Origin of the sequence: Arthrobacter stackebrandtii (genome assembly GCF_017876675.1) — a bacterium.
Lineage (GTDB): Bacteria > Actinomycetota > Actinomycetes > Actinomycetales > Micrococcaceae > Specibacter > Specibacter stackebrandtii.
The window spans coordinates 2,809,840-2,833,855 of sequence record NZ_JAGIOI010000001.1 but is presented as its reverse complement, the minus strand read 5'-3'; the positions used below and the strand labels follow the sequence as shown (position 1 = coordinate 2,833,855).

The window sequence follows — 24,016 nt, the reverse complement described above, 5'->3', positions numbered from 1 at the left end:
CCTGGCGGCTAGTTCTGCGCCGCGGCGTAGCTGTCGCGCAGGTCCCGCTTGAGGATCTTGCCCGCGCCGGACATGGGAAGCGCCTCCGGGAACTCAAAGCTGCGTGGCACCTTGTACCCGGCGATGTGTTCCCTGCAGTGCGCCTGCAGTTCCTCCGCCGTGGGATTCTGCCCGGCCGCCAGCACAATGACTGCATGCACCCGCTCGCCATACTTCTCATCCGGGACGCCAATGACGGCGGAGGAGGCGACGGCGGGATGCTTGCTCAGGGCGTTCTCCACCTCGGCGGAGTACACGTTCTCGCTGCCGGTCACAATCATGTCCTTGAGCCGGTCCACCACGAACACGAAGCCGTCGGCGTCCATGTAGCCCAGGTCCCCGGTGTGCAGCCAGCCGCCGCGCAGGGCCTCGGCCGTGGCTTCGGGGTTGTTCCAGTAGCCCTGCATGACGTGGGCTCCCTTGGCACAGATCTCGCCGACCTCGCCGGTGGCAGCCTCCTTGCCGTCCAGGTCCAGGATGGCCACCTGGCAGTGCGGGGCGGCCCGCCCGCCGGAACGCATGCGGTCGCCCTCGTGGTCATCCGGCAGCAGCAGGGTGATGACCGGTGAGGCCTCGGTCTGGCCGTAGGCCTGGGTCAGGCGCAGCCCGGGAAAACGGGCCTTGGTCCGGTTGAGCACACCCTCGGAAATGACGGAGCCGCCGTAGAGCATCCGCTCCATGGAGGAGAGGTCGTAATTGTTGGAGTCGGGGTGGTCCACGAGGATCTGGATCATGGTGGGCACCAGCAGCACGTCGGTGGGCTTGTGCTCCTCCATGGCCTTGAACACCGAGGTGGGTTCAAAGTACGGCACCATGATGTGGGTGCCGCCCATGATGGTCAGCCCGCACCATGCGGCAAGGTCGGCCAGGTGGAACATGGGCGCCGCGTGCAGCAGCCGCGAGCCGGCCTTCAGGAGCTGGCCCGTGGCCACCGTGCCCAGGGACGAGGAGACGAAGTTGGTGTGGCTGAGCATGACGCCCTTGGGGAAGCCTGTGGTGCCGCCGGTGTAGTACACCCCGGCCAGGTCGTCACCGCTGCGGTAGGCATCCACGACGGGTTCGTTCTCCGCCACGAGTGTTTCGTAGGAGAGCATGCCCTCCGGGGTGGGACCGTCGCCGCAGTGGATGAGCGTTGTCAGCACCGGCGCCTTTTCCAGCAGCAGCGGCGCCATGGGGAGGAAGGCGTCGTCGATGAGCAGCACGCGGGTCCCTGAATCGGTCATGGAGTAGGCCACCTCGGCCGGGCTCCACCGGATGTTGACCGGGTTCACGGCAGCCCCTGCCCACGGCACGGCGAGCAGGTATTCGGCGTACCTGTCACTGTTCATGGACAGAATCCCCACCCTGTCCCCGGCCTGCACGCCCAGGCCCTGCAGGGCGCCGGCGAAGCGGGCAATCCGGTCCACATGCTCCTCATAGGTGCGCACGCGGTCCTTGAAAATGGTGGCGATGCCCTGGGGGTCGCTCTGCAGGGAACGGTGCAGGCCTTGGGTCATGTACATGGTGGCTCCTTATGTAAAAAATCGACGCTGACTTTTAATTCGGACATGCTTTCAAACAGGGAATTCCAAGCTGGTGGTGCCGGCGAAAAATTACTTGCCGGTGAATGTTGCCGGGCGGCGCTCCCCCATCGCCGTCACGGCCTCGAGCAAATCCTCACTGTGCAAAAATGATGAATTCCACAGCGCCACGTGCCGGAGCCCGCGCGCAATGTCCTCCTCACGGCCCTCGTTCAGGACGGCCTTGGTGCCGGCCACGGCCAGCGGGGAGTTGGCTGCCATCTCCCCCGCCATGCCCAGCGCCGCCGCCATGAGTTCGCCCTGGTCTGCGTACACGTCGTTGACCAGGCCAATCTTCTCCGCCCTGTTGGCATCGATGTCCTTGGCCGTCAGCGCCAGTTCACGCAGCGCACCCTCGCCGATGATTCCGCGCAGGCGCTGGAGGCTTCCGACGTCGGCCACGATCGCCAGCCGCGCCTCCCGGATGCTGAACTTGGCGTCCGCACTGGCCAGGCGCACATCGGCGGCACTGACCAGGTCAACACCGCCGCCGATGCACCAGCCGTGGACGGCGGCAATGACGGGTTTCCGGCAGGCGGCCACCGAGCTGATGGCATCCTGCAGGCTTCTGATCACGCCGAGCAGTTCGGTGCGCGCGGCGGCCTGCGCGGGCGCGCCGGGCCCCAGCTTTCCCAGCCATGCCCCGAGTACCTCCTGCACGTCCAGCCCCGTGCTGAAATGGTTGCCGGAACCGGCCAGCACCACGGCGCGCACCGACGGGTCCGCATCCAGGGCCGCAAAAACCCGGGGCAGCTCCTCCCAAAAGGCGAGCCCCATCATGTTCCCGCGGCCCGGCCCGGCCAGATGCACGACGGCGACACCCGGCTGGGGTGCCTGCGCCACCGTGAACGCTGACCAGGGCTGGGTGAAGGCGGGCCCCTGGGTGTTTGGCCCGGTTGCGTGCCCGGCTGCGGCCACGGTGTTCATCAGTATTTCCCGCCCTTCTCCGCCTTGGCGACCAGCGACGCAGGCGGGATGAAATGTTCGCCATACCTGGCCGCAAGCTCACGGGACCTGGCCACAAAACCTGCCAGGCCGCCGTCGTACCCGTTGATGTACTGGAGCACGCCGCCTGTCCAGGCCGGGAAGCCGATGCCCAGGATGGAGCCGATGTTGGCGTCCTCCACGCTGCGCAGCACGCCCTCGTCCAGGCACTTGACGGTCTCGAGCGATTCGGCGAAGAGCATGCGCTCCAGCATGTCCTCGAAGGGGATTTCGGCCGTGCCTCCGTAGTTTTGTTTCAGCCCTTCCCAGAGCCCGGTGCGGTGGCCGTCGGCGTAGTTGTAGAAGCCGGCGCCGGCGAGCTTGCCCTTGCGCCCGAACTCCTCGATCATCCTGTCCACGATGGCGTAGGAGGCGTGGTGCTGGTACTTTTGCACGCCGCCGTCGGCTTCCAGGCCCGCCTTGGTCTCCTTCTGGATCTTGGACATGAGCGTCAGGTTCAGCTCGTCCGCCAGCTGCAGCGGCGCGGCCGGGTAGCCTGCCTGCAGCCCTGCCTGCTCGATGGACGAGGCGGCAATGCCTTCGCCGAGCATGGCGATCGCCTCGTTCATGAACGTGCCGATCACGCGGGAGGTGAAGAATCCTCGGGAATCGTTGACCACAATGGGCGTCTTCTTGATCTGCTGGGCAATGTCGAAGGCCTTGGCCAGCGTCTCATCCGAGGTGTTCGCCCCGGCGATGATTTCCAGCAGCGGCATCTTGTCCACCGGGGAGAAGAAGTGCAGGCCGATGAAGTTCTCCTGCTCCCGGACCCCCTCGGCGAGCGCGGTGATGGGCAGGGTGGAGGTGTTGGAGCCGAGCACGGCGTTTTCGCCGAGCAGGTCCTGGATTTCGGCGAACGCCTTCTGCTTCACTTCCACGTTTTCGAACACGGCCTCGATGACCAGGTCCGCCCCGGCCACGTCCGCGGCATCGGCTGTGGGGGTGATCTGTGCAAGGAGCGCGTCCGCGGCCTCCTGCGTCGACTGGCCGCGGGCCACCGCCTTGTCCGTCAGTGTCTTGGAGTAGTTCTTGCCGCGCTCTGCCGCTTCCAGGGAGACGTCCTTGAGCACCACGTCCATGCCGCCGCGGGCGCACACATAGGCGATGCCCGCGCCCATCATGCCCGCGCCCAGGACGGCGACCTTCTTGGCCGTGTACTTCTCGAAGCCTGCCGGGCGGCTGCCGCCGGCACTGATGTGGCCCATGTCGAAGAAGAATGCCTTGATCATGTTGGTGGAAACCTGCCCGGTCACGAGCTCCACAAAATAGCGCGACTCGATCTCCAGCGCCGTGTCAAAGTCCACCTGCGTGCTTTCCACGGCGGCGGCCAGGATGGCGCGCGGGGCCGGGTAGTTGGCGCCCTTGAGCTGCTTGCGCAGGTTGGCCGGGAACGCCGGAAGGTTCGCGGCCAGCGCCGGCGTGGTGGGGGTGCCGCCGGGGATCCGGTACTTGGGCACGTCCCACGGCTGCACGGCCTCCCGGTTCGACTTGATCCAGGCCCTGGCTGCGGGGAGAAGCTCCTCCACCGTGTCCACGACCTCGTGGATGAGCCCCACTTCCAGTGCCTTTCGCGGCTTGTACTTCTGGCCCTGGAGCAGCACCTTCATGGTGGCGTCGGCAATGCCCATGAGCCGGACTGTGCGCACAATGCCGCCGCCGCCGGGCAGCAGGCCCAGGGTGACCTCGGGCAGGCCGATGACAGAGCCGCGCGTGTCCGCTGCGATGCGGTGGTGCGCGGCCAGGGCGATTTCCAGCCCGCCGCCCAGCGCCGCGCCGTTGATGGCTGCCACCACGGGCTTGCCCAGGGTTTCCAGGGTGCGCAGCTGGGCCTTGATTTTTTGGCCAAGGTCAAAGATGCGCTGTGCGTCCGCGGGCGTGGCGGAGATGAGGTCCTTGAGGTCGCCGCCGGCGAAGAAGGTCTTCTTCGCGCTCGTCAGCACGACGCCGGAAATGCTCTCCTTCTCTGCCGCGAGACGCTCCACCACGGCCTGCATCGAGTCGATGTAGTCGCCATTCATGGTGTTGGCCGACTGCTTGGGGTCATCCATGGTCAGGATGACGATGCCGTCCTCGTCCCGGTCCCAGCGGATGGTGCTTGTGTGGTTCACGTTTTCCTCGCTCATCGTTACTGGACCCTTTCAATCAAAGTTGCCACGCCCATGCCGCCGCCGATGCACAGGGTCACCACGGCCCGCTGCTTGCCGGTGCGTTCGAGCTCGTCCAGCACGGTGCCCAGGATCATGGCGCCGGTGGCGCCGAGCGGGTGGCCCATGGCGATGGCGCCGCCGTTCACATTCAGTTTTTCGTCGGGGATGCCCAGGTCCTTTTGGTATTTCAGCACCACGGATGCGAAGGCCTCGTTGATTTCGAACAGGTCGATGTCGTCCACGGTGAGCCCGGCTGTTTTCAGCAGTTTTTTGGTGGCCGGGGTGGGCCCGGTGAGCATGATGGTGGGGTCGGCACCCGAGGTTGCGGTGGCCACGATCCGGGCCCGCGGCTTCAGCCCCAGCGCCTCGCCCACCGCAGCGCTGCCCACCAAAACCAGCGCGGCGCCGTCGACAATTCCCGAGGAATTCGCGGCGGTGTGGACATGGTCAATCTTCTCCACGGCATGGAACTTCTGCAGGGCCACGGCGTCAAAGCCGCCTGCCTCACCCATCACGGCGAACGCCGGGCGCAGGCCTGCCTGCGATTCGGGAGTGGATTCGGGGCGCATGTGCTCGTCACGGTCCAGGACCACCAGGCCGTTCTGGTCCTGGACGGGGATGACCGAATGGGCGAAACGGCCCTCCTTCCAGGCCTGTGCGGCGAGTTGCTGGGAGCGCACGGCGTAGGCGTCAACATCCTCGCGGCTGAAGCCCTCCATGGTGGCGATGAGGTCGGCACCGATGCCCTGCGGCACGAAGTAGGAGTCGTAGTTGGTGGCCGGGTCCATGGCCCAGGCGCCGCCGTCGGACCCGATGGGCACGCGCGACATGGACTCCACGCCGCCGGCGATGATGAGCTGGTCCCAGCCTGAGCGGACCTTTTGCGCCGCGACGTTGACGGCTTCCAGCCCGGAGGCGCAGAAGCGGTTGAGCTGCACGCCGCCCACGGTGTCCGGCAGGCCGGCGGCAATGACGGCCGTGCGGGCGATCACGGCGCCCTGGTCGCCCACGGGTGAGACGACGCCCAGGATGAGGTCGTCGATGAGTGTTTCATCAAGGCCTGGGTGGCGTTCACGCAGGGCTTCGATCAGGCCCACCACGAGGTCGATCGGCTTGGTCCCGTGCAGGGAGCCCTTTTTGCCGCGGCCGCGCGGGGTGCGGATGGCGTCATAGACAAATGCTTCCGGTGTTGCTGGTTGGCTCACGTGGTTCCTTCCATTGTCATCACACCCACGTCGATGCCGGTGTGACGGTTCAAAACTGCTTTTGTTCATTGGAGGCTTGGCTGGGGCGGTCAGAGGGAGCGGGCGATGAGCTCTTTCATGACCTCGTTGGCCCCTGCCAGCACGCGCAGCACACGGTTGTCGAGGTACATGCCGGCGATCGGGTACTCCATCATGTAGCCGTAGCCGCCGAAGAGCTGCTGGCAGCGGTCCACCACCTCGGAGGTGCGGTCCGTGATCCAGTACTTGGCCATGGACGCCGTGGCGGCATCCAGGCCGCCGTTGGCGTGGCGGGAGATGCAGTCATCCAGGAACACCCGGTTGACGCGGGTGATCGTGGCGCATTCCGCCAGTTCAAAGCGGGTGTTCTGCAGTTCAAAGAGCGGCTTTCCGAATGCCTCGCGGGTCTTGGTGTACTCGAGGGTGGCGGCCACGGCTGCCTCGCTCATGGACTGGGCCAGGATGGCGGTGATGAGGCGCTCCTGCGGCAGCTGCTGCATGAGCTGGTAAAAGCCCTGGCCCTCCTGCCCGCCAAGCACGTTCCCGGCCGGGACACGGAGGTTGTCAAAGAACAGCTCCGAAGTGTCCTGGCCCTTCATGCCGACCTTCTCCAGGTTGCTGCCACGCTGGAATCCGGGTGTTTCGCCGTCGACCTCGGCAACCAGCAGCGAGATGCCCTTGGCGCCCTGGCTCGTGTCCGTTTTTGCCACGATGATGACGAGGTCGCACAGCTGGCCGTTGGAGATGAAGATCTTGGAGCCGGTGACGAGGTAGTCCCCGCCGTCGCGCACGGCACGGGTGGTGACAGCCTGCAGGTCGGAACCGGTGCCGGGCTCTGTCATGGCAACGGCGCCCACCCATTCGCCGCTGCACAGCTTGGGGAGCCAGCGCTTCTTCTGCTCCTCGCTGGCGTAGGCCAAAAGGTAATGGGCCACAATGCCCTCGCTGACGGCAAAACCCAGGCTGCCGGCGTCGGCCTTGGTTTGCTCCTGCAGCAGCACGGCCAGGTTCGCGAAGGTGCCTCCGCCGCCGCCGTACTCCTCCGGGATGGACATGCCGCACAGCCCCAGCTCGCCGGCGCGGGCATAAAGGGCCTTGTCCGGGAAGCCCTGTGCCTTGGCCTTGGGCTCAAGCGGGGACACTTCCTTGGTGAAGAATTCCTTGGCAAGGGCGGCGACGTCGTGCAGATCCTCATCGATCCACGGGGATGAAAACTCAGTTGTTGACATACCGCCAATAGTGCAGAACTATTGACAGCGTGTCAATAGGTGGCACGAGTCTTTACTTTCCCTCCACGAAAGCGGCAGGCCATGAGCGATGAGACCACCCTCCCCTACACCGCCATCACCTACGGCGTGGAGGGGCGGATCGCGACCGTTTCGCTGAACCGGCCCGAGGCCCGCAACGGCTACACCCTCGCCATGGCGCACGAGCTGGAGCATGCCTTCCTCGCCGCCGACGCCGACCCCGATGTGCAGGTGGTGGTGTTCACCTGTGCGGGCAAGGACTTCTCCGTTGGAGCGGACCTCAGCGGCGGCGGCTTCGACATGTCCATGACCAATGCGGCGGCGGACTGGCAGGAGCCGGCCGGGCGCTGTTCCAAGACCATCTTCGGGATGAACAAGCCCGTCATTGCGGCCCTGCGCGGGGTTTCGGTGGGCGGCGGCATGACCATCACGCTCTCCTGCGACTTCCGCCTGGCCTCCACCGATTCCCGCTTTTCCTTTCCGTTCAGCCGCCGCGGCATCTTTCCCGAGGGTGCTTCAGTCTGGTACCTGCCCCGCCTCGTGGGGGTTTCCAAGGCCGCCGACTGGATGCTGACGGGCCGCCTTTTTGGTGCGGACGAGGCGCTCGACGCCGGACTGGTCACCTCTGTGCACGAGCCCGACGCCGTCTTGGACGCTGCCTACGCGCTGGCCCGGGACATCATCGCGAACACCTCCGAGGTGTCCACGGCGGTCATCAAGGGCATGCTGAACCACCTGAGCGGGCTGGACTCACCCATCCCCGTCCACGCCCTGGACTCCCGCTTGATCGCGGGGCTGCCTTCACATGCTGACACCGTGGAGGGCGTGAAGTCGTTCCTTGAAAAGCGGGCCCCGCAATTCCCGCTCACAGTGCCGGACGACCTGCCACAGTGGCTGCCGTGGCTGGAGCAGAAAGGCACGCCGTGACGTCCGCCGGCCCGGCCCCGCACCCGGGCGCCGCCGCCCCACCGGAGGAGGCGGCCGGCGTCGGACATGGCGCGGACGGCGCGGAGCCGAGGCGCCAGCGGCTGGCCCCTGATGAGCGGCGACAGCAGATTTTTGTGTGCGCGCAGAAGCTGTTCAACGAACGCGCGTACGAGGAGGTGTCGGCCACCGACATTGCCGCCGAGGCGGGCGTGGCGCGCGGGCTCATCAACCACTATTTCGGCAACAAGCGGGGGCTGTACCTGGAAGTGGTCAAGGTCAGTTCCACCGTGTCCGCTGTTGCGGTTGCGGCGCTGCCGGACGGGACGCTGGAGGAGCGCATCGACCAGGCGGTGACCTGGTTTCTGGACTCGCTGGAGAAGTCCGGCGGTTCGTGGCTGAGTTTTGGCGGCGGCAGCATGGGGCGCGACCCCGACCTGGAGAAGATCCTGATCGCGGCCGAGAACGAGTCGGTTGAGCTGCTCATTGAGGCCTGCGGGCTGGCCGGGCGGCGCAACGGGCGCGAGGACATCAAGGCCATGTTCCGCGTCTACGCGCAGCTGGCCCGCAGCGGTGCGCGCGAATGGCTGCTGCGCAAGACGCTGACCCGCCCGCAGGTGCATGCCCTGCTGTCCAGCACCCTGGCAGTCATCGTGGAAAAGGCCGTCCCCGCCATCTGACCCCTTGCCCCACCCCTCGACGCTGTCGCAGCAATGGCAGCTTTCCCCTGGACGCTGTCGCAGCAATGGCTCGATGCCAGCGAACGCTGTCGCAGCTCCCGTCACGGAGCGCGACAGCGTCGCCGGAAAACCAGCCATTGCTGCGCTGGCGTGGCAGAAAAACCCGCCATTGCTGCGACAGCGTCATGGAGGTGGCGGGCGGCTACTTGTCCACGTAGAGGTCGATCATCAATTCCGCCGTGGGGTCCACGGCATACCCGGAGAAGTCCTCCATGCCGCGGGTCCGCAGCAGCTCCTCGTCAATGATCGCCTGCCCCGTCAGTTCCCTGCTCGGCGAGGTGAGGATCGCGTGCGCGGCATCTGCCATGATGGCCGGCGTGCGTGAGCGCCGGATCATCTCGTCCCCGCCCAGGATGTTCGCCACGGCAGCTGTTGCAATCGTCGTGCGCGGCCACAGCGCGTTGGAGGCAACGCCCTGCTTGGCAAACTCGGCGGCAAAGCCCAGCGCCGTCAGCGTCATGCCGTACTTCGCCAAGGTGTAGGCCGGGTTGGCGCCCATCCACTTCGGGTCGAAGTTCAGCGGCGGGCTGAGCGTGAGGATGTGCGGATTTTCCGCCTCGAGCAGGTGTGGCAGCGCCGCCTTGGAGAGCATGAAGGTGCCGCGCACGTTGACGTCCTGCATGAGGTCGTAGCGTTTCTGTGAAACCTTCAGCGTGCCGTCAAGGGAAATGACGGAGGCGTTGTTCACCACGATGTCGATCCCGCCAAACGTGGAGACGGCCTGGGCCACGGCGGAGGCAATGGTGTCGTCGTCGCGGACGTCGCCCACCACGGCAAGGACCTTCCCGCCGGCGGCCTCAATGGCTGCGGCCGCCGTGTGGATCGTGCCCTCCAGCCGGGGGTCGGGGTTGTCCGTCTTCGCGATCAGCACCACGTTGGCGCCGTCGCGCGCGGCCCGCTCGGCGATGGCCAGGCCGATGCCGCGCGAGCCTCCGGACATGAGAATCGTTTTTCCGCCAAGGTTCCCCGGCGCAGGGGTGCCGGAAGCACCCAAGCCGCCCTCCGGCGTCGTGCTTCCCGTGCCGCCCAAATCAGTGCTTCCCAAGTCCTTAGATGTCCCTGTCATGACCCCTCCAATACGGTTCGCGCAGCTCGCGCTTCAAAATTTTCCCCGTCGCATTGCGCGGCAGTTCCTCCACAAAATCCACCGAGGTGGGGCACTGGTAGTGGGCCAGGCGATCGCGGCAGAAGGCGATGATGTCCGCCTCCGTGGCCTCGCTGCCGGGCTCCCGGACCACCACTGCCTTGACCGTCTCCACCCACTTGGGGTCCGGCACGCCGATGACAATTCCCTCGGCAACTCCGGGCGCGGCCATGAGGATATTCTCCACCTCGGGGCTGTAAATGTTCTCGCCGCCGGAGATGATCATGTCCTTGAGCCGGTCCACCATGTAGAGGTAGCCGTCCCCATCGAGGTGGCCGATGTCGCCCGAACACAGGAACCCGTCCGCCGTGAATGCCGCCGCCGTGGCCTCGGGCTTGTTGAGGTAGCCTTTCATGTTTTGGGCGCCGCGGACCTGGATTTCGCCATTGGTGCCGGTGGGCAGCGGCTCATGCGTGACGGGGTCAGCAATCCGCACTTCCAGTCCCGGCAGAGGCCGCCCCACGGACTGCAGCGCCTCCGGCCGCGGCGGGTTCCGGTGGTCGGAATCCTGCATCATGGTGCCGATGCCGGACATTTCCGTCATACCGAACACGTGCGCCAGTTCCGTGTTCGGCCAGGCGTTGAGCGTCTTCTGCAGCAGCGGCAGCGGCATGGGCGAAGCCCCGTACGCAATCTTCTTCAGCGGCGCGACGGCGGCTGCGGCTTCCGGACCCGCGGCCAGCACCGCCTGGATGACGGCCGGGACGAGGAAGGCGTGCGTGGCGCCGTCGGCAATGGCCGCCATCATGGACGGCCCGGCGGGATCGCGCAGGTAGATGGTCCTGGCGCCGGCGTAGATCCCGGCCTGGAAGTAGCACGATCCGCCCACGTGGAACATCGGCATGCCCACCATATTGACGTCGCCGGGCACCATTTTGAACCCCGCGTTCGACACGGCACTGTGCACATTGACGCTGCGGTGGGTCAGCTCCACGCCCTTGGGCCGGCCGGTGGTGCCTGAGGTATACATGATGAGAACGGTGTCATCCGGGTCCACATCCGCCCCGCGCACGCTATGTCCATGCTCGACGCCGGTGCCTCCTTCCGCCGCTCCGGCGGCCGGGGGCTGGCCCGAGTTGAGGAACGGCTCATATTCGTCGGCGTCGCCGCCGACGATGATGGTCCGCAGCACGGGGGCTTCCGCCGAGGCCGTCTGCAGGACCGCTTTCAGGCCCGCACCACAGAACACAACCTTCGGGGCTGAATCCTCCAAAATGTATTTCAGCTGTCCCGGTGCCAGGCGGAAGTTGCCCACCACGGTGCCGGCGCCGAGGGCGGCGGCCGCAAAGGTCGCCTCAACAATGGCCAGATGGTTCAACTCAAAGGTCAGGATCCGATCCCCGCGCTTGATGCCGGCCTTTCTGAGTGCATCAGTGAGCTTGTGGATCCGTTCCTGCCATAGGGACCAGGTGTAGCTGGCGTCCCCAAAGGCCACGGCTTCCCCGTCAGGATTGTGCCGTGCCCAGTGGTCGAGCCTGTCCTGGAGGAAGACTGGCGGTGCAAGGGTGTCGAGGGTCATGTTTTGCCTTTCTGGTGCGCCGGCGGCATTGCAGGCGGTGTTGTCAGGGAAAAACTGCGAGAGCGTTGGGTATTAATTGGCCATTGCTGCGAGGACGTCGGGTATTAAGCGGCCATTGCTGCGACAGGGTCTAAGAAGGGAGGCGCCAGGACGGCTTTCGGCGCTCCAGGAACGCCGCCATGCCCTCCTTGGCCTCGTCGGTGGTGAAGAGCCGCGAGGAGAGTGCCACCATCGTTTCGGCACCCTCGTTGAGGGCCGCCAGCATGGTGGCGGCTGCCATCTTCTTGCTCTCGGCCAGGCCCTGCGGGGAGCCTTGGCGGACGCCTTCGAGAATGGGGGCCAGGGTGGAATCCACGTCATCGGCGGCTGCCGTGATGAGCCCGTTGGCCTGCGCCTCCGCGGCGCCGAACGCCTCGCCGGTCAGGTAGTACCGGGACACGGCGCGGCTACTCATCCGAGGCATCGTGGTCAGCGAAATGATCGCCGGTCCCAGCCCGATCCGCACCTCTGAGAAGGCGAACGTGGCAGAGGAGTGGGCCACGACAATGTCGCAGGCACCCAGGATGCCCAGCCCGCCCGCCCGGGCAACGCCGTCGACCCTGGCAATGACGGGAACGGGCACGGTCAGGATGGTGCGGAGGATCTGCACCAGGTCCCGGGCGCCGGCCTCGACGCCGTGGGCGCCGGCTTCCTTGAGGTCCGCCCCGGCGCAAAACACGCTGCCGGTGTGGGTGAGCAGGATGCCGCGGACCTGCCCGGTACCGGCTGCGAGCGCCGCCCGTTCCAGCCCGGCCACGAGCTCGGTGACAAGCTGCCGGGACAGGGCGTTGCGGTTGCCCGGCGAGTCCAGGGTGATGGTGGCGATTCCCGACTCCACGGCGTAGTGGACCAGTTCGGTGGGGGAAGACCCGGCAGCAGGTGCGGTTTCAGGCGCCGCCACTAGTAGCTCTTCGGCAGGCCGAGCGAGTGCTGGGCCACAAAGTTCAGCACCATCTCGCGGCTGACGGGGGCCACCCGGCCAATGCGGGCCAGACCCAGCATCTGTGCCAGGCCGTACTCCTTGCTCAGGCCATTGCCGCCCATGGAATGGATGGCCACGTCGAGGGCGTTGATGCTGGCCTCGGCTCCGGAGTATTTGGCCATGTTGGCGGCCTCTCCCGCGGCCTTGTCCTCACCGGCGTCGTACAGGGCCGCGGCACGGAGCATCATGAGCCGGCTCAGCTCCACCTCGATGTGCGCCTTGGCCAGCGGGTGCGCGATGCCCTGGTGGGCGCCGATGGGCTGGCCCCAGACCTCCCGCTCCTTCACATAGTCCACGGCCTTGTCGATGGCGTAGCGGCCCGTGCCCACGGCGATGGCGGAGGCCATGATGCGTTCCGGATTCAGCCCGGCAAACAGGGCTTCCAGGGGTGCATCGGCACCGCCCACCAGGGCTGAAGAGGGGAGGCGGACGTCGTCAAGGAACAGCAGGTACTGCTTCTCCGATTCGATGATGTCCATTTCCACTTCCCGGTATTCAAAGCCGTGGGTTTCGCGGGGCAGCACGAACATGGCCGGGCGCAACCGGCCGCTGCGCTCATCCACGGTGCGGGCCACGATCAGCACGTAGTCGGCGTTGTTGACGCCGGTGACGAAGACCTTGCGGCCGTTGAGCACCCAGTCGTCGCCGTCGCGGCGGGCCACGGTGGAGATGTTGTGCGAGTTCGAGCCGGCGTCGGGCTCGGTGATGCCGAAGGCCATGACGATCGAGCCGTCGGCAAAGCCTGGCAGCCAGGCCCGCTTCTGCTCTTCCGTGCCGTACTTGGCGATGATCGTGCCGCAGATGGCGGGCGAGACCACCATCATGATCATGGACGCGCCCAGCGCCGAGGATTCCTCCAGCACGGCCGCCAGCTCATAGATGCCCTGCCCGCCGCCGCCATATTCCTCCGGCACCGAGACGCCCAGGAATCCGGCCTCGCCGAGCTCCGTCCACAGCTCCGTCATGGACTCCCCGGCGCGGGAATGCTTGGTGGCATATTCGGGGCCGTAGCGGCCCACAATGTCCCGCACCGCCGACCGCAGCGCCTGCTGTTCCTCTGTTTCGACAATGCTCATCTGCTTCTCCTCGTTGAGTGTTCCAGTCATTGATTTCTTCTTACTCGGCGGCGGACTCGGCGGCGTTGACCACGGCCAGCACCATGCCCACGTCCACGTTCTGCCCCACCGCCACGGGCAGCTCAACCACCGTTCCGTCGGCGGGCGCCCCGATGGTGTGCAGCATCTTCATGGCTTCCAGCACCAGCAGCGCCTGCCCAGCCGTGACGGCATCGCCGGCCTGCACGTGCACGCTGACCACGGCGCCGGGCATGGGAGCGGTGAGTGAGCCCTCCGCCACCGCCAGGCTGGGGTCCGGGAAGCGCTCCACCTCGGTGAAGCTGACGGATCCCGCGCTGGTGTCCACCTCGAGCACGTTGCCGGGGTTCGTTGCGTAGTGCGCCACCTGCCACGTGCGCACCAGCCCGTCCACGTCAAGGCTCACCCTGTCGGCGCTGAGATGCACGACGCCGGTTCCCCCAAAGCCTTCCGCCTCCAGTCCGCGGCGTCCCAGGGCATACCGGATGGGGTGCTCCCCTGCCGGCCCCGACAGTGTGGTGGTGTGCCGCACGGAGGGCAGGTTCCGCCAGCCGCTGGGCATGCCACCCAAGACGCCATGGTTGCGGGCCTGGTCCCGGCGCAGCGCGGCACCGGCCAGGGCGGCGGCGAGCGCTGCCAGCTTCTCCTCCTCCGGGCCGGCCACGGGTGCCGCCAGGGTTTCCAGGCCGTGGGTGCCGAGGAATGCGGTGTCGGTGTCCCCGGCCTGGAAGGCGGGGTGGCGCAGGATGTTGACCAACAAATCTCGGTTGGTGCGCACGCCGTGGATGCGGGCCGTTGCGAGGGCCTTGGCAAGGATGCGCGCAGCCTCGGTGCGGGTGGGGGCCCAGGCGATGAGCTTGGCCAGCATGGGGTCGTAGTGGATGGAGACGGAGCTGCCCGCCTCGACGGAGGAGTCCAGCCGCAGCCCGCGTTCGCGGACAGGCAGGGCGAATGATTCCGCGAGCCCGTCCACCTGGAAGCGCTGCACGGTTCCGGTCTGGGGCGCCCAGCCGGAGGCCGGGTCCTCGGCGTAGAGGCGCACCTCGATGGAGGAGCCGCCAGCCAAAAAGGTGGGTGCGGCAGGCTGTACCTGCGGCAGCTTCCCGCCCGCGGCCACCTCAAGCTGCAGGGCCACCAGGTCAAGGCCCGTGGTGCACTCTGTGACGGGGTGCTCCACCTGCAGGCGCGTGTTCATCTCCAGGAAGTAGAAGCGCCCGGTCTCGTCGGCCAGGAACTCCACGGTTCCGGCACCCACATAGTTGACGGCCTTCGCCGCGGCCACGGCAGCCTCGAACAATTTCTCGCGCATGCCGAGGGTGCGTTCCACCAGCGGCGAGGGCGCCTCCTCCACCACTTTTTGGTGGCGGCGCTGGATGGAGCATTCGCGCTCCCCCACGGCCCAGACAGTGCCATGGGTGTCCGCCATGACCTGGACTTCCACGTGGTGGCCGGTTTCCAGGTACGGCTCGCAGAACACCGTGCCGTCGCCAAAGGCGCTCGCAGCCTCGGTGCGGGCGGCCTCCAGCTCGGCGGGCAAATCTGCCAGGGCACGCACGATGCGCATGCCGCGCCCGCCGCCTCCAGCCGAGGCCTTGATGAGCACGGGCAGCTGCTCCTCGGTCACGGAGGCCGGGTCCAGTTCCGTCAGGACCGGGACACCCCCGACGGCGACCAGTAGCTTGGACTCGATCTTGGAGCCCATGAAATCGATCGCCTCAGGCGGCGGCCCGATCCAGGTCAGCCCTGCCGCCTGCACGGCCCGGGCAAATCCGGCGTTCTCGGAGAGGAAGCCGTAGCCGGGGTGGATGGCATCTGCACCGGCCTTCAGCGCCGCGGCAATGACAAGATCCCCGCGCAGATATGTCTCCGAGGCGGCCGTCCCGGGCAGGTGCACCGCGGTGTCCGCGTCCAGAACAAAGGGGGCTCCGGCGTCGGGCGTGGAATATACGGCCACGGTGGAGATGCCGCGCTCGCGGCAGGAGTGGAAGACGCGGCGGGCAATCTCGCCGCGGTTGGCAACCAGTACGGAATTGATGGTCATGGGGGGCTCACATCCGGAAGACGCCGAAGCCTTCGGCGCCCTTGATCGGGGTGGTGGCGATGGCGGAGAGCGCCATTCCCAGCACGGTGCGGGTGTCTCGGGGGTCGATGATGCCGTCGTCGTAGAGCTTTCCGGAGAGGAAGGTGGGCAGCGATTCGGCCTCGATTTGGGCCTCGACGGCGGCGCGCATCATGGCGTCGGCGTCCTCGTCGAAATCGCGCCCGGTAGACGCCGCGGCGGCCCGTCCCACGATCGACATGACGCCGGCCAGCTGCGCTGCCCCCATGACGGAGGAGCGGGCGGAGGGCCAGGAGAACAGGAAGCGGGGATCGAAGGCGCGCCCGCACATGCCGTAGTGGCCGGCGCCGAAGGAGGCGCCCATGAGAACGGAGAGGTGCGGGACGGTGGAGTTGGAGACGGCGTTGATCATCATGGAGCCGTGCTTGATGATGCCTGCCTGCTCGTATTCCTTGCCCACCATGTAGCCGGTGGTGTTGTGCAGGAACAGCAGCGGGGTGTTGGAGGCGTTGGCGAGCTGGATGAACTGGGCGGCCTTTTGCGCCTCCTGGGAGAACAGCACGCCGCGGGCGTTGGCCAGGATGCCCACGGGGTGGCCGTGGATGCGGGCCCAGCCGGTGACCAGGGAGCTGCCGTACAGGGACTTGAACTCATCGAAGTCGCTGCCGTCCACCACGCGGCCGATGACCTCGCGGGGGTCGAAGGGGACCTTGAGGTCGCTCGGGACAATGCCCAGGAGCTCCTCCTCGTCGAATCGGGGCTCTACAGTGGGCGCGGGGGCGGCACCCTTTTTAACCCAGTTGAGCCGGGCCACGATCCGGCGGCCGATCCGCAGGGCGTCCATCTCGTCGAGCGCGTAGTAGTCGGCCAGGCCGGAGACGCGGGCGTGCATGTCGGCACCGCCCAGGGATTCGTCGTCGGACTCCTCCCCCGTGGCCATCTTCACCAGCGGCGGGCCGGCCAAAAACACCTTGGAGCGTTCCTTGATCATGACGATGTGGTCGCTCATGCCCGGGACATAGGCACCGCCGGCCGTGGAGTTGCCAAACACGAGCGCAATCGTGGGGATGCCGGCGGCGGAGAGCCTGGTCAGGTCGCGGAACAGCTTGCCGCCGGGGATGAAGATCTCGCTCTGCGTGGGAAGGTCGGCGCCGCCGGATTCCACGAGCGAGATGACGGGCAGCCGGTTTTCGCGGGCGATGTCCAGGGCGCGGAAGATCTTCTTGGTGGTGTACGGGTTGGAGGTGCCGCCCTTGACGGTGGGTTCGTGCGCGATGATCATGCATTCCACGCCTTCCACCACCCCGATGCCGCTCACGGCGCTGCCACCCACATGGAACTTGGTGCCCCAGGCCGCCAGTGCCGAGAGTTCCAGGAACGGGGAGTCGCGGTCCACGAGCATTTCCACCCGTTCCCGGGCCAGCAGCTTGCCGCGCCTGCGGTGCCGCTCCACCGCCTTCTCGCCGCCGCTGGCCAGGACCTTGGCGTATTCGCCGTCCAGTTCGGCCAGCTTCTCCTCCATGGCAGCCTTGTTGGCGGTGAATTCCGCGCTGTGCGGGTCGATCGTGGTGCGCAATGCTGTCACAGGAATTCCTCCGGAATGTCGAGGTGGCGGGCACGGAGCCATTCGCCCAGGGCCTTTGCCTGCGCGTCAAAGCGGGCGTTGGACGCCACGCCTTCACCGAGCAGGCCTCGGATGACAAAGTTCACGGCGTGCAGCTTGGGCAGCACATGCCGTTCAATTTCCAGCGTGCGGGTTTCCGGCAGCAGCTCCCTAAGCTTGTCCACCGTGAGGGTGTTCACGAGCCACGGCCAGGCGTCTTCGCGCTCCACCCATACGCCCACATTCGCGTCGCCGCCCTTGTCACCGCTGCGGGCCGCCGCAACGCGCCCAAGCGGGGCACGCGCCGTCGTGCTTGGGCTGGGCAGCGGCGGGAGGGTTGGTTCCTCCACAGGGGCAAGGGCGACGGCGGATGGCACAGTTCCGCTGTTCAGCGGGACTCCCGCCGTGGTGCCGTCGGGCAACGTGACGAGGTGCGGGACCTCGGCGGCGCGGACCAAGCCGGGCGTGTAGACGCCGTAGGGTGCTGCGTCTCCGGGCGGGGCGGTCAGGTGGAATCCGGGGTAGCTGGCCAGGCCGATCTGGACGGCGGCGTTGGAGAAGGCGCGTCCCACGATCTTGGGGTCCTGGCCGCGGGCCACGCAGTGGAGCATGGCGCTGGCCTCCTCCTCCGTCGCGGCGTCCTCGCGGTCGGTGCGGGCCAGGGTCCAGGTGGTTCCCTCCGGGACGTCCCGCCCGATTTGGCTTTGGATGAGCGCTGCCTTTTTGTCGATGTCCAGGCCGGTGAGGACAAAGGTGACCTCGTTGCGGAATCCGCCGAGGGCGTTGATGGAGACCTTCAGCGTGTCCGGCGGGGCTTCCCCGCGCACGCCGGAGAGGCGGACGCGGTCGGGGCCGTCGTCTGCAATGTCGATGCTGTCCAGGCGCAGGATCGCGTCGGGTCCGGCATAGCGGGCGCCGGTGATTTCATAGACCAGCTGGGCCGTGACGGTGCCTTTCGTGACGGCGCCGCCGGTGCCGGGGTGCTTGGTGATCACGCTGGAACCGTCTTTTTCGATTTCCGCGATGGGGAAGCCGGGGCGGCGCATGTCCTTAATCGAGTCGAAGAAGGCGTAGTTTCCGCCCGTGGCCTGCGTGCCGCATTCGATGACGTGCCCGGCAGCCATGGCGCCGGCGATCTGGTCGTAGTCGGTTTCGGCCCAGCCGAAGTGGTGTGCGGCGGCGCCCACCACGAGGGAGGCGTCCGTGACGCGGCCGGTGACGACGATGTCTGAGCCTGCCTTCAGGGCTGCGGCGATGCCCCAGCCGCCCAGGTAAGCATTGGCGGAGAGTGGTTTTCCGTTGCGGGTTGTCAGGTTCAGCTCTTCTGCGCGGTCGATGAGGTCGTCGCCGTGGACGTGGGCAATTTTTGCCTCCACGTCGAGGGTGGCCGCCAGCTCCTGCAGCTTGGCGGCCAACCCGGCGGGGTTGAGTCCGCCGGCGTTGACCACGATCTTCACGCCCTTGTCCATGGCCAGTGCCAGGCTGTCGCGCATTTCCAGCAGGAACGTCTTGGCGTAGCCGGTTTCAGGGTCCTTGGCGCGGTCGCGGGCCAGGATCAGCATGGTCAGTTCGGCCAGGTAGTCGCCGGTGATGACATCCACCGGGCCTCCCTCCAGCATCTCCCTGAACGCACCGGCCCGGTCGCCGTAGAACCCGGAGGCGTTGGCGACGCGCAACACGCTCATGCGGAGGTTCCTTCGGCGACGTGGGCGGCAGTTTCGTTGACGGGATTGAGGGGATTGACGGGTTTGCGCCCTTCACCGGGTGGTCCGGCGAAGGCCTGCACAATGTCCAGCCACGTCTCCGCATTTGCGCCCACGGCCGTGAGCGAGAGGTCGTCGCGGTGCCGGCGGCGGGTGGCAAGCAGGCAGAATTCCTCGGCAGTGCCGCTGACCTTTTCGGCAGCGTCTTCGGGGCCCCAGGTCCAGATTTCACCGCCCGGGCCTTCCAGTTCAACCCGGAATTCTTCCACCGGAACATCCAACTGGTTGGTTTTGAAGGCAAAGTTTCGGGTGCGCACGGCCAGGTGGGCAATGTGCCGCAGCCGCTCCGTTGGCTCACGGACAACACCCAGGGCATCGGCAACGTCCTGCCCGTGCGCCCAGGTCTCCATGATGCGCGCCGTCGCCATCGAGGCCGGGCTCATGGGCGGGCCGAACCAGGGGAGCTTGGCGCCCGGGGCGACCTCGCGCAGGGAAGCCGCCATCCGGCGTCGTCCATCCCGCCACCGTTCCAGCAGCCCGGCCGGTGGCAGGGCGGCCAACTCCGCGGCGGCACCGTCGATCGTGGCGGCCCCGGACGCGATGCCGGCAACGAGTGAGGTGAACGCAGCGGGCTGACCGTTGGCTGCGGCCGCGGCATCGATGACGACAGCGTCCGTCCAGGCAAGGTGGCCGATCTGGTGGGCAATGCTCCAGCCGGGTGCCGGCGTTGCCAACGCCCAGTCCCCCGCAGGAAGGCCAGCAACGAGCCCGTCAAGCGCCTGTGCTTCGCCCTCGTAGTCGGCAAGAACGTCCGCCACATCCACCATTTGCTGAACTCCTTTGTTACCGGGCAGTACATTTAGATCCAGTATGTGAGCTGCATCATAAAAAAGCAAGCATGCTTGCTTGTTTCAATTTCGTGCTACCGTCCTGATGTGAGCAGAACAGTCATCGAACCCCAGCAGGACCGCAGCCGTGCCACGCGGGAACGGCTGTTGGAAAGTGCCGTCACGCTGCTGTCGGAGACCGGCTGGAACAACACCACTGTCACCACCGTGGCCACCCACGCAGGAGTGTCGCGCGGCGCCGCACAGCACCACTTCCCCACCCGCGACGACCTCTTCACGGCCGCCATAGAGCACATGACCGTGGCCCGCGTGAATGAAGCCAAGGCCACTCTCGCCGCCCACGGCGACGGCCCCGTCCCGGTGCGCGAAGTGCTGGAATCCATCGTCGGCCTGTATACCGGCCCGCTGTTTCGGGCGGCGCTGCAGGTGTGGAACGCCGCCGCCGTTGACCCCGTGGTGCGCGAGCACGTCATCCCGCTGGAGCAGGTGGTGGCCAGGGAGGCGTTCCGGCTCGCCTCGACGCTGCTGAAAATCAACCGGGACAATCCGCGGCTGCGTGCGATCGTCGCCGCAACCCTTGACCTTGGCCGCGGGCTCGGACTTGCCAACATCCTCACAGACGACGCCGGCCGCCGCACTTGGGTGCTCGACGCCTGGTGCGTCGAGCTGGAGTCCATCATCGCTGCGGAATCCCCCACCCCTTAGCGACGCGGCATCACCTCTGACCCCGTTTTCCCCGACGCTGTCGCAGCAATTGCCAGTTTTTCCGCAACGCGATCGCATCTGCCAGGTGACGGCGCCGGATAGTATCAAGGCAGTGCCATTGGGGCATGGGTCGGCAAAGGCGAAACGGGCACACAATGAACGCAGCAGCGACCAACCCTCAACAAGAGCCGGGCACCGGATCCTCAGGGACCAGGGTGCTGATGAGCCTCATGGCGGCCGTTGTTGTCCTGATCGGCATCAGCCGCATTTCTTCCATCGTGGGGCCGGTGTTCCTGGCCCTTGTCCTGACGATTTGCGTCCACCCCGTCAAGCAGCGGCTCATGGCCCGCGGAGTTCCATCCGTCCTGGCCGGGCTGGCCACCATCCTCTCCGTCTATGCCATGGTCGCCGCGTTGGTCGCCGCGCTGTGGGTCTCCGCCGTCCAGCTCACACGGCTTCTGCCGCAATACACTCCGCAGATAGCCGTGCTGCGCTCCGACCTGCGCGTGTTCCTGCACGACACCCTGGGCATCGGAGATGACCAGGTCCGCGCCATCGTGGATTCAATCGACCTGCAGTTCCTGTTCGACACCGTCTTCAACTTGCTCGGCAGCGCCATGAACATCGGCTCGGGCGTCATTTTCCTGCTGCTGCTGGTCATGTTCATGGGGATCGACGCCACGTACTACCCCACGATCATGGCGGTCGTGAAGGAAAAGCGTGCACCTGTCGTTGATGCCCTGGCCAACTTCGCCAAGCTGTCCCGCTCCTTCATGGTCATGACCACGGTCTTTGGCGCCATCGTGGCCACGCTGAACCTCATCCTGCTGGTGGTCCTGGACGTCCCCGGCGCCGGGCTGTGGGCGTTGTTGTCCTTCGTGTGCGGTTTCATTCCGTTCATCGGCTTTTGGATTTCGCTGGTCCCGGCCGCCATCATGGCCCTGCTCGCCGGCGGACTGCCCACCTTCATCGGCGTCGTGGCCTTCTACGGCGTCATCAATTCCCTGATCCAGTCGGTCATCCAGCCCAAGTTCGTCTCCGGCACGGTCAACCTGAACATGACGTTGACGTTCCTCTCCGTCATTTTCTGGTCGGCGCTGCTGGGCCCGCTTGGCGCCCTCATGGCCGTGCCGCTGTCACTGTTCGCCCGGGCCATCCTGGTTGACTCCCACCCGCAGTCCGCCTGGCTCAAGCCGTTCATTGGCGACATCGGCGAATCCAAGGCCATGCTCGCGGATCAACGCGCGAAAGCCAAGGCCGCCAAACCCGCCAGGGCCGCAAAGGACTGACACCGCCACTGTTTCACAGGAAACAGCCTTTTCATGCCCGACGGCGGGCGGCGCCTTCCCAGGCCGCCACGACCTGAGGCCTGAGGTTCGAATATGACAGCAGTTAGGAAAAGTGCACTATATACCGGCGCGCTTCTGAATAATTCTTTGAAGCCAAAATATATATTGATCATCCCCTTGGGCATCCGCGGGAAATGAGTTTTACGCATAAAATCGGCAAGGCCCTGTTGAAACATGCGGTAACCAGTCCACACGCCACTGCCCACCGAGCCCTCAGCCCGGAGCCCGGCAAGCGGTTTGAACATTTCGTCACGATAGCAGCCTCTGTACGTCATCTGGGGAATCATTACAGAAACCCTTGTGGACGGCCATCGACACTCTTAGACTGACAAACACAAGGCCCAAAAAATCAAATGGCACCTAATATCAAAAGTGCCTAAATAATGTCAGGAGCGCTCCGTGTCAGCAGGTGGGGGAAAGAACACGGCCAAGAAGGACAAATCGGCCAACGTCAAAGATTCAGGCAGCAGCCCCGAATCCGGCCGTTTTCTCAATGCAATTGAACGTTTGGGCAATCGAATACCGAACCCAACCATCATGTTCGTCTACCTGATAGGACTCGTCGCTGTCCTGTCGGCCATCTTGTCATGGGCCAACGTCAAGGTCACCGACACAGTAATGACGCCGGTCCCGACAGAACAGCTCCAGCATCTCAACGACGCCTTCGGCGGCACGCTCGTGCCGTTTGACACCTCAACCGGCCAAGCAGTCAGCCTTCCGGACTATACGGTGAGCGAACAAACATTCGCCGTCCACAACCTGCTCTCAGCCGACGGTATTCAGGTCTTCTTCTCTTCGTTCGTGGACAACTTTGCGGCGTTCAGTGTGGTCGCGGTCGTACTGGTCGCCATGGCAGGTGTTGGCGTAGCCGAACATGCCGGACTGATGGCCGCCCTGATTCGAAAAATCGTCAATATTGCCCCGCGCTGGTCACTGGCTTTCATCCTGATCTTCGTCGGTGTGCTGTCTTCGGTTGCCTCCGATGCCGGGTATTTGATCTTGATCCCGCTCTCAGCTGCAGCGTTCCTTTCTGTCGGCAGACACCCGCTGGCCGGCATGGCGGCAGCTTTCGCAGGTGTGGGCGCCATATTCGGTGTCAACCTGCTCATCACACCGTCCGACTCCATGATGACGGAGATCACCAATGAAGCGCTCGGGAACATTGGCGCGGCACCTCTCTCAGTCACAGCCAACTTCTACTTCAGCATCGTCGCGTCGATCGTCCTGACACTTGTGGCTGTTTTGGTCACCACAAGAATCGTGGAGCCGCGCCTTGGCAAGTATGAGATGTCTGATCCCCTGGCGACTAACTCGGACGAGGAATTTGATGCGGCGGCTGAGGCCCGTGGCCTGAAATTCGCCCTCTGGTCCTTCGTCGCGGTGGCGGCCGTCATCCTCGCCATCTCCCTGCCGCCGGGCGCTCCCTTGCGCGACACGGAAACTGGTCAGCTGATCGGGGCCACACCGTTCATGGCAAGCCTGATCTTCATCATCTCGCTGGCATTCCTCGTCTGCGGCATTTTCTACGGCATGGGCGCAAAGACCCTGCGTGGCGGTGACGAAGTGGTCGGGGCAATTGCCAAGACGTTCGGCAGCCTCGGCGGGCTGCTCATCATGTTCCTGATGATCTCGCAGTTCATCGCCCTCTTCAACTGGACCAACCTGCCCACGGTCGCCGCCGTTGAAGCGGCCCAACTCCTCGAACAGGCCAGTATTCCTCCGGTGCTGTTGTTGATCGCCTTCATCCTGGTGATATTCATACTGGACATCATCCTGCCGGGGTTGGTGCCAAAGTGGGCCATCTTCGCCCCCATTTTCCTGCCAATTTTCGCCTCACTCGACGTCGCGCCGCAGACATTGTTGGCCGCCTACCGGGTTGGCGACTCGCCCATGAACGTGCTCACGCCCCTCATGGTCTACCTGCCCTTCATCGTGACAATCGCCCAGCGATACAAGAAGGACGCCGGGATCGGCACCGTGATTGCCCTGATGATTCCCTACGCCATGTGGATCCTGGTCGCTTGGACTGCGCTCTTCACAGCGTGGTTCCTGCTGGGCATCCCCTGGGGCCCCGGCGCACCTGTCTCCATGTGACCTCTCGAACGCAG

18 protein-coding genes are annotated in these 24,016 nt (G+C 65.8%); 5 read left to right on the top strand and 13 right to left on the bottom strand.

The genetic code is table 11. The features are described from left to right. Positions 1-8: 8 nt before the first annotated feature. The 5 genes from JOF48_RS12310 to JOF48_RS12290 form a co-directional block, all read right to left on the bottom strand. On the bottom strand, positions 9-1,541 hold the full coding sequence (locus JOF48_RS12310; RefSeq protein ID WP_209681105.1) for an acyl-CoA synthetase: 1,533 nt from the start codon (positions 1,539-1,541) through the stop codon (positions 9-11). Positions 1,542-1,631: 90 nt separating this feature from the next. Next, a complete protein-coding gene (locus tag JOF48_RS12305) occupies positions 1,632-2,525 on the bottom strand; it encodes a crotonase/enoyl-CoA hydratase family protein (protein ID WP_209681103.1) in 894 nt (297 codons plus the stop codon). After that, positions 2,525-4,705 carry a 3-hydroxyacyl-CoA dehydrogenase NAD-binding domain-containing protein gene (locus JOF48_RS12300; protein WP_209681101.1) on the bottom strand — a complete coding sequence of 727 codons (2,181 nt, stop codon included), beginning with the start codon at positions 4,703-4,705 and terminating at the stop codon, positions 2,525-2,527. The genes JOF48_RS12305 and JOF48_RS12300 overlap by 1 nt, the downstream gene beginning before the upstream one ends. Before the next feature lie 2 nt (positions 4,706-4,707). After that, complete coding sequence (locus tag JOF48_RS12295) at positions 4,708-5,934, bottom strand: acetyl-CoA C-acetyltransferase (protein ID WP_342591234.1); 1,227 nt, start codon at positions 5,932-5,934, stop codon at positions 4,708-4,710. Positions 5,935-6,023: 89 nt separating this feature from the next. Then, positions 6,024-7,181 carry an acyl-CoA dehydrogenase family protein gene (locus tag JOF48_RS12290; protein ID WP_209681097.1) on the bottom strand — a complete coding sequence of 386 codons (1,158 nt, stop codon included), beginning with the start codon at positions 7,179-7,181 and terminating at the stop codon, positions 6,024-6,026. Positions 7,182-7,262: 81 nt separating this feature from the next. Between JOF48_RS12290 and JOF48_RS12285 the strand changes: the two genes are divergently transcribed. Both JOF48_RS12285 and JOF48_RS12280 read left to right on the top strand, forming a co-directional pair. Then, positions 7,263-8,126, top strand: a complete 864-nt coding sequence (locus JOF48_RS12285) for an enoyl-CoA hydratase-related protein (RefSeq protein WP_209681095.1) — start codon at positions 7,263-7,265, stop codon at positions 8,124-8,126. Then, on the top strand, positions 8,099-8,803 hold the full coding sequence (locus JOF48_RS12280; RefSeq protein WP_209681093.1) for a TetR/AcrR family transcriptional regulator: 705 nt from the start codon (positions 8,099-8,101) through the stop codon (positions 8,801-8,803). Before JOF48_RS12285 ends, JOF48_RS12280 begins: the two co-directional genes overlap by 28 nt. 202 nt (positions 8,804-9,005) lie before the next feature. Here JOF48_RS12280 and JOF48_RS12275 read toward each other — a convergent pair whose 3' ends face one another. From JOF48_RS12275 to JOF48_RS12240, 8 genes are all read right to left on the bottom strand, one after another. Further along, positions 9,006-9,929 (bottom strand): SDR family oxidoreductase, encoded by a 924-nt coding sequence (locus JOF48_RS12275; protein ID WP_209681091.1) that lies wholly within the window; start codon positions 9,927-9,929, stop codon positions 9,006-9,008. Then, complete coding sequence (locus JOF48_RS12270) at positions 9,913-11,526, bottom strand: AMP-binding protein (protein WP_209681089.1); 1,614 nt, start codon at positions 11,524-11,526, stop codon at positions 9,913-9,915. Before JOF48_RS12270 ends, JOF48_RS12275 begins: the two co-directional genes overlap by 17 nt. A gap of 130 nt (positions 11,527-11,656) precedes the next feature. Next, complete coding sequence (locus JOF48_RS12265; RefSeq protein ID WP_342591233.1) at positions 11,657-12,466, bottom strand: enoyl-CoA hydratase family protein; 810 nt, start codon at positions 12,464-12,466, stop codon at positions 11,657-11,659. Beyond that, on the bottom strand, positions 12,466-13,653 hold the full coding sequence (locus tag JOF48_RS12260) for an acyl-CoA dehydrogenase family protein (RefSeq protein ID WP_245346515.1): 1,188 nt from the start codon (positions 13,651-13,653) through the stop codon (positions 12,466-12,468). The genes JOF48_RS12265 and JOF48_RS12260 overlap by 1 nt, the downstream gene beginning before the upstream one ends. A 10-nt stretch (positions 13,654-13,663) precedes the next feature. Next, positions 13,664-15,682: an acetyl/propionyl/methylcrotonyl-CoA carboxylase subunit alpha gene (locus JOF48_RS12255; RefSeq protein WP_209681087.1), complete on the bottom strand. Its 2,019-nt coding sequence runs from the start codon at positions 15,680-15,682 to the stop codon at positions 13,664-13,666. 7 nt (positions 15,683-15,689) lie between these two features. Further along, complete coding sequence (locus JOF48_RS12250; protein ID WP_209681085.1) at positions 15,690-17,285, bottom strand: acyl-CoA carboxylase subunit beta; 1,596 nt, start codon at positions 17,283-17,285, stop codon at positions 15,690-15,692. Next, positions 17,282-18,988, bottom strand: coding sequence for an acyclic terpene utilization AtuA family protein (locus JOF48_RS12245; protein WP_209681083.1), 1,707 nt, complete (start codon positions 18,986-18,988; stop codon positions 17,282-17,284). The genes JOF48_RS12250 and JOF48_RS12245 overlap by 4 nt, the downstream gene beginning before the upstream one ends. Beyond that, on the bottom strand, positions 18,985-19,833 hold the full coding sequence (locus tag JOF48_RS12240; protein WP_209681081.1) for a TIGR03084 family metal-binding protein: 849 nt from the start codon (positions 19,831-19,833) through the stop codon (positions 18,985-18,987). Before JOF48_RS12240 ends, JOF48_RS12245 begins: the two co-directional genes overlap by 4 nt. A gap of 108 nt (positions 19,834-19,941) precedes the next feature. Between JOF48_RS12240 and JOF48_RS12235 the strand changes: the two genes are divergently transcribed. From JOF48_RS12235 to JOF48_RS12225, 3 genes are all read left to right on the top strand, one after another. Further along, the gene (locus JOF48_RS12235) at positions 19,942-20,559 is read left to right on the top strand and encodes a TetR/AcrR family transcriptional regulator (RefSeq protein WP_342591232.1); all 618 of its coding nucleotides are present in this window, start codon (positions 19,942-19,944) and stop codon (positions 20,557-20,559) included. Positions 20,560-20,714: 155 nt separating this feature from the next. Beyond that, positions 20,715-21,848: an AI-2E family transporter gene (locus JOF48_RS12230; RefSeq protein ID WP_209681080.1), complete on the top strand. Its 1,134-nt coding sequence runs from the start codon at positions 20,715-20,717 to the stop codon at positions 21,846-21,848. Positions 21,849-22,307: 459 nt separating this feature from the next. Then, complete coding sequence (locus JOF48_RS12225; protein ID WP_209681079.1) at positions 22,308-24,002, top strand: AbgT family transporter; 1,695 nt, start codon at positions 22,308-22,310, stop codon at positions 24,000-24,002. The last annotated feature ends 14 nt before the right edge of the window (positions 24,003-24,016 follow it).

Coding starts and splice junctions, on each gene's coding strand:
- JOF48_RS12310 (WP_209681105.1), bottom strand. CDS start 1,541: ATGTACATGACCCAAGGCCTGCACCGTTCCCTGCAGAGCGACCCCCAG.
- JOF48_RS12305 (WP_209681103.1), bottom strand. CDS start 2,525: ATGAACACCGTGGCCGCAGCCGGGCACGCAACCGGGCCAAACACCCAG.
- JOF48_RS12300 (WP_209681101.1), bottom strand. CDS start 4,705: ATGAGCGAGGAAAACGTGAACCACACAAGCACCATCCGCTGGGACCGG.
- JOF48_RS12290 (WP_209681097.1), bottom strand. CDS start 7,181: ATGTCAACAACTGAGTTTTCATCCCCGTGGATCGATGAGGATCTGCAC.
- JOF48_RS12285 (WP_209681095.1), top strand. CDS start 7,263: ATGAGCGATGAGACCACCCTCCCCTACACCGCCATCACCTACGGCGTG.
- JOF48_RS12275 (WP_209681091.1), bottom strand. CDS start 9,929: ATGACAGGGACATCTAAGGACTTGGGAAGCACTGATTTGGGCGGCACG.
- JOF48_RS12270 (WP_209681089.1), bottom strand. CDS start 11,526: ATGACCCTCGACACCCTTGCACCGCCAGTCTTCCTCCAGGACAGGCTC.
- JOF48_RS12260 (WP_245346515.1), bottom strand. CDS start 13,653: ATGACTGGAACACTCAACGAGGAGAAGCAGATGAGCATTGTCGAAACA.
- JOF48_RS12255 (WP_209681087.1), bottom strand. CDS start 15,682: ATGACCATCAATTCCGTACTGGTTGCCAACCGCGGCGAGATTGCCCGC.
- JOF48_RS12245 (WP_209681083.1), bottom strand. CDS start 18,988: ATGAGCGTGTTGCGCGTCGCCAACGCCTCCGGGTTCTACGGCGACCGG.
- JOF48_RS12240 (WP_209681081.1), bottom strand. CDS start 19,833: ATGGTGGATGTGGCGGACGTTCTTGCCGACTACGAGGGCGAAGCACAG.
- JOF48_RS12230 (WP_209681080.1), top strand. CDS start 20,715: ATGAACGCAGCAGCGACCAACCCTCAACAAGAGCCGGGCACCGGATCC.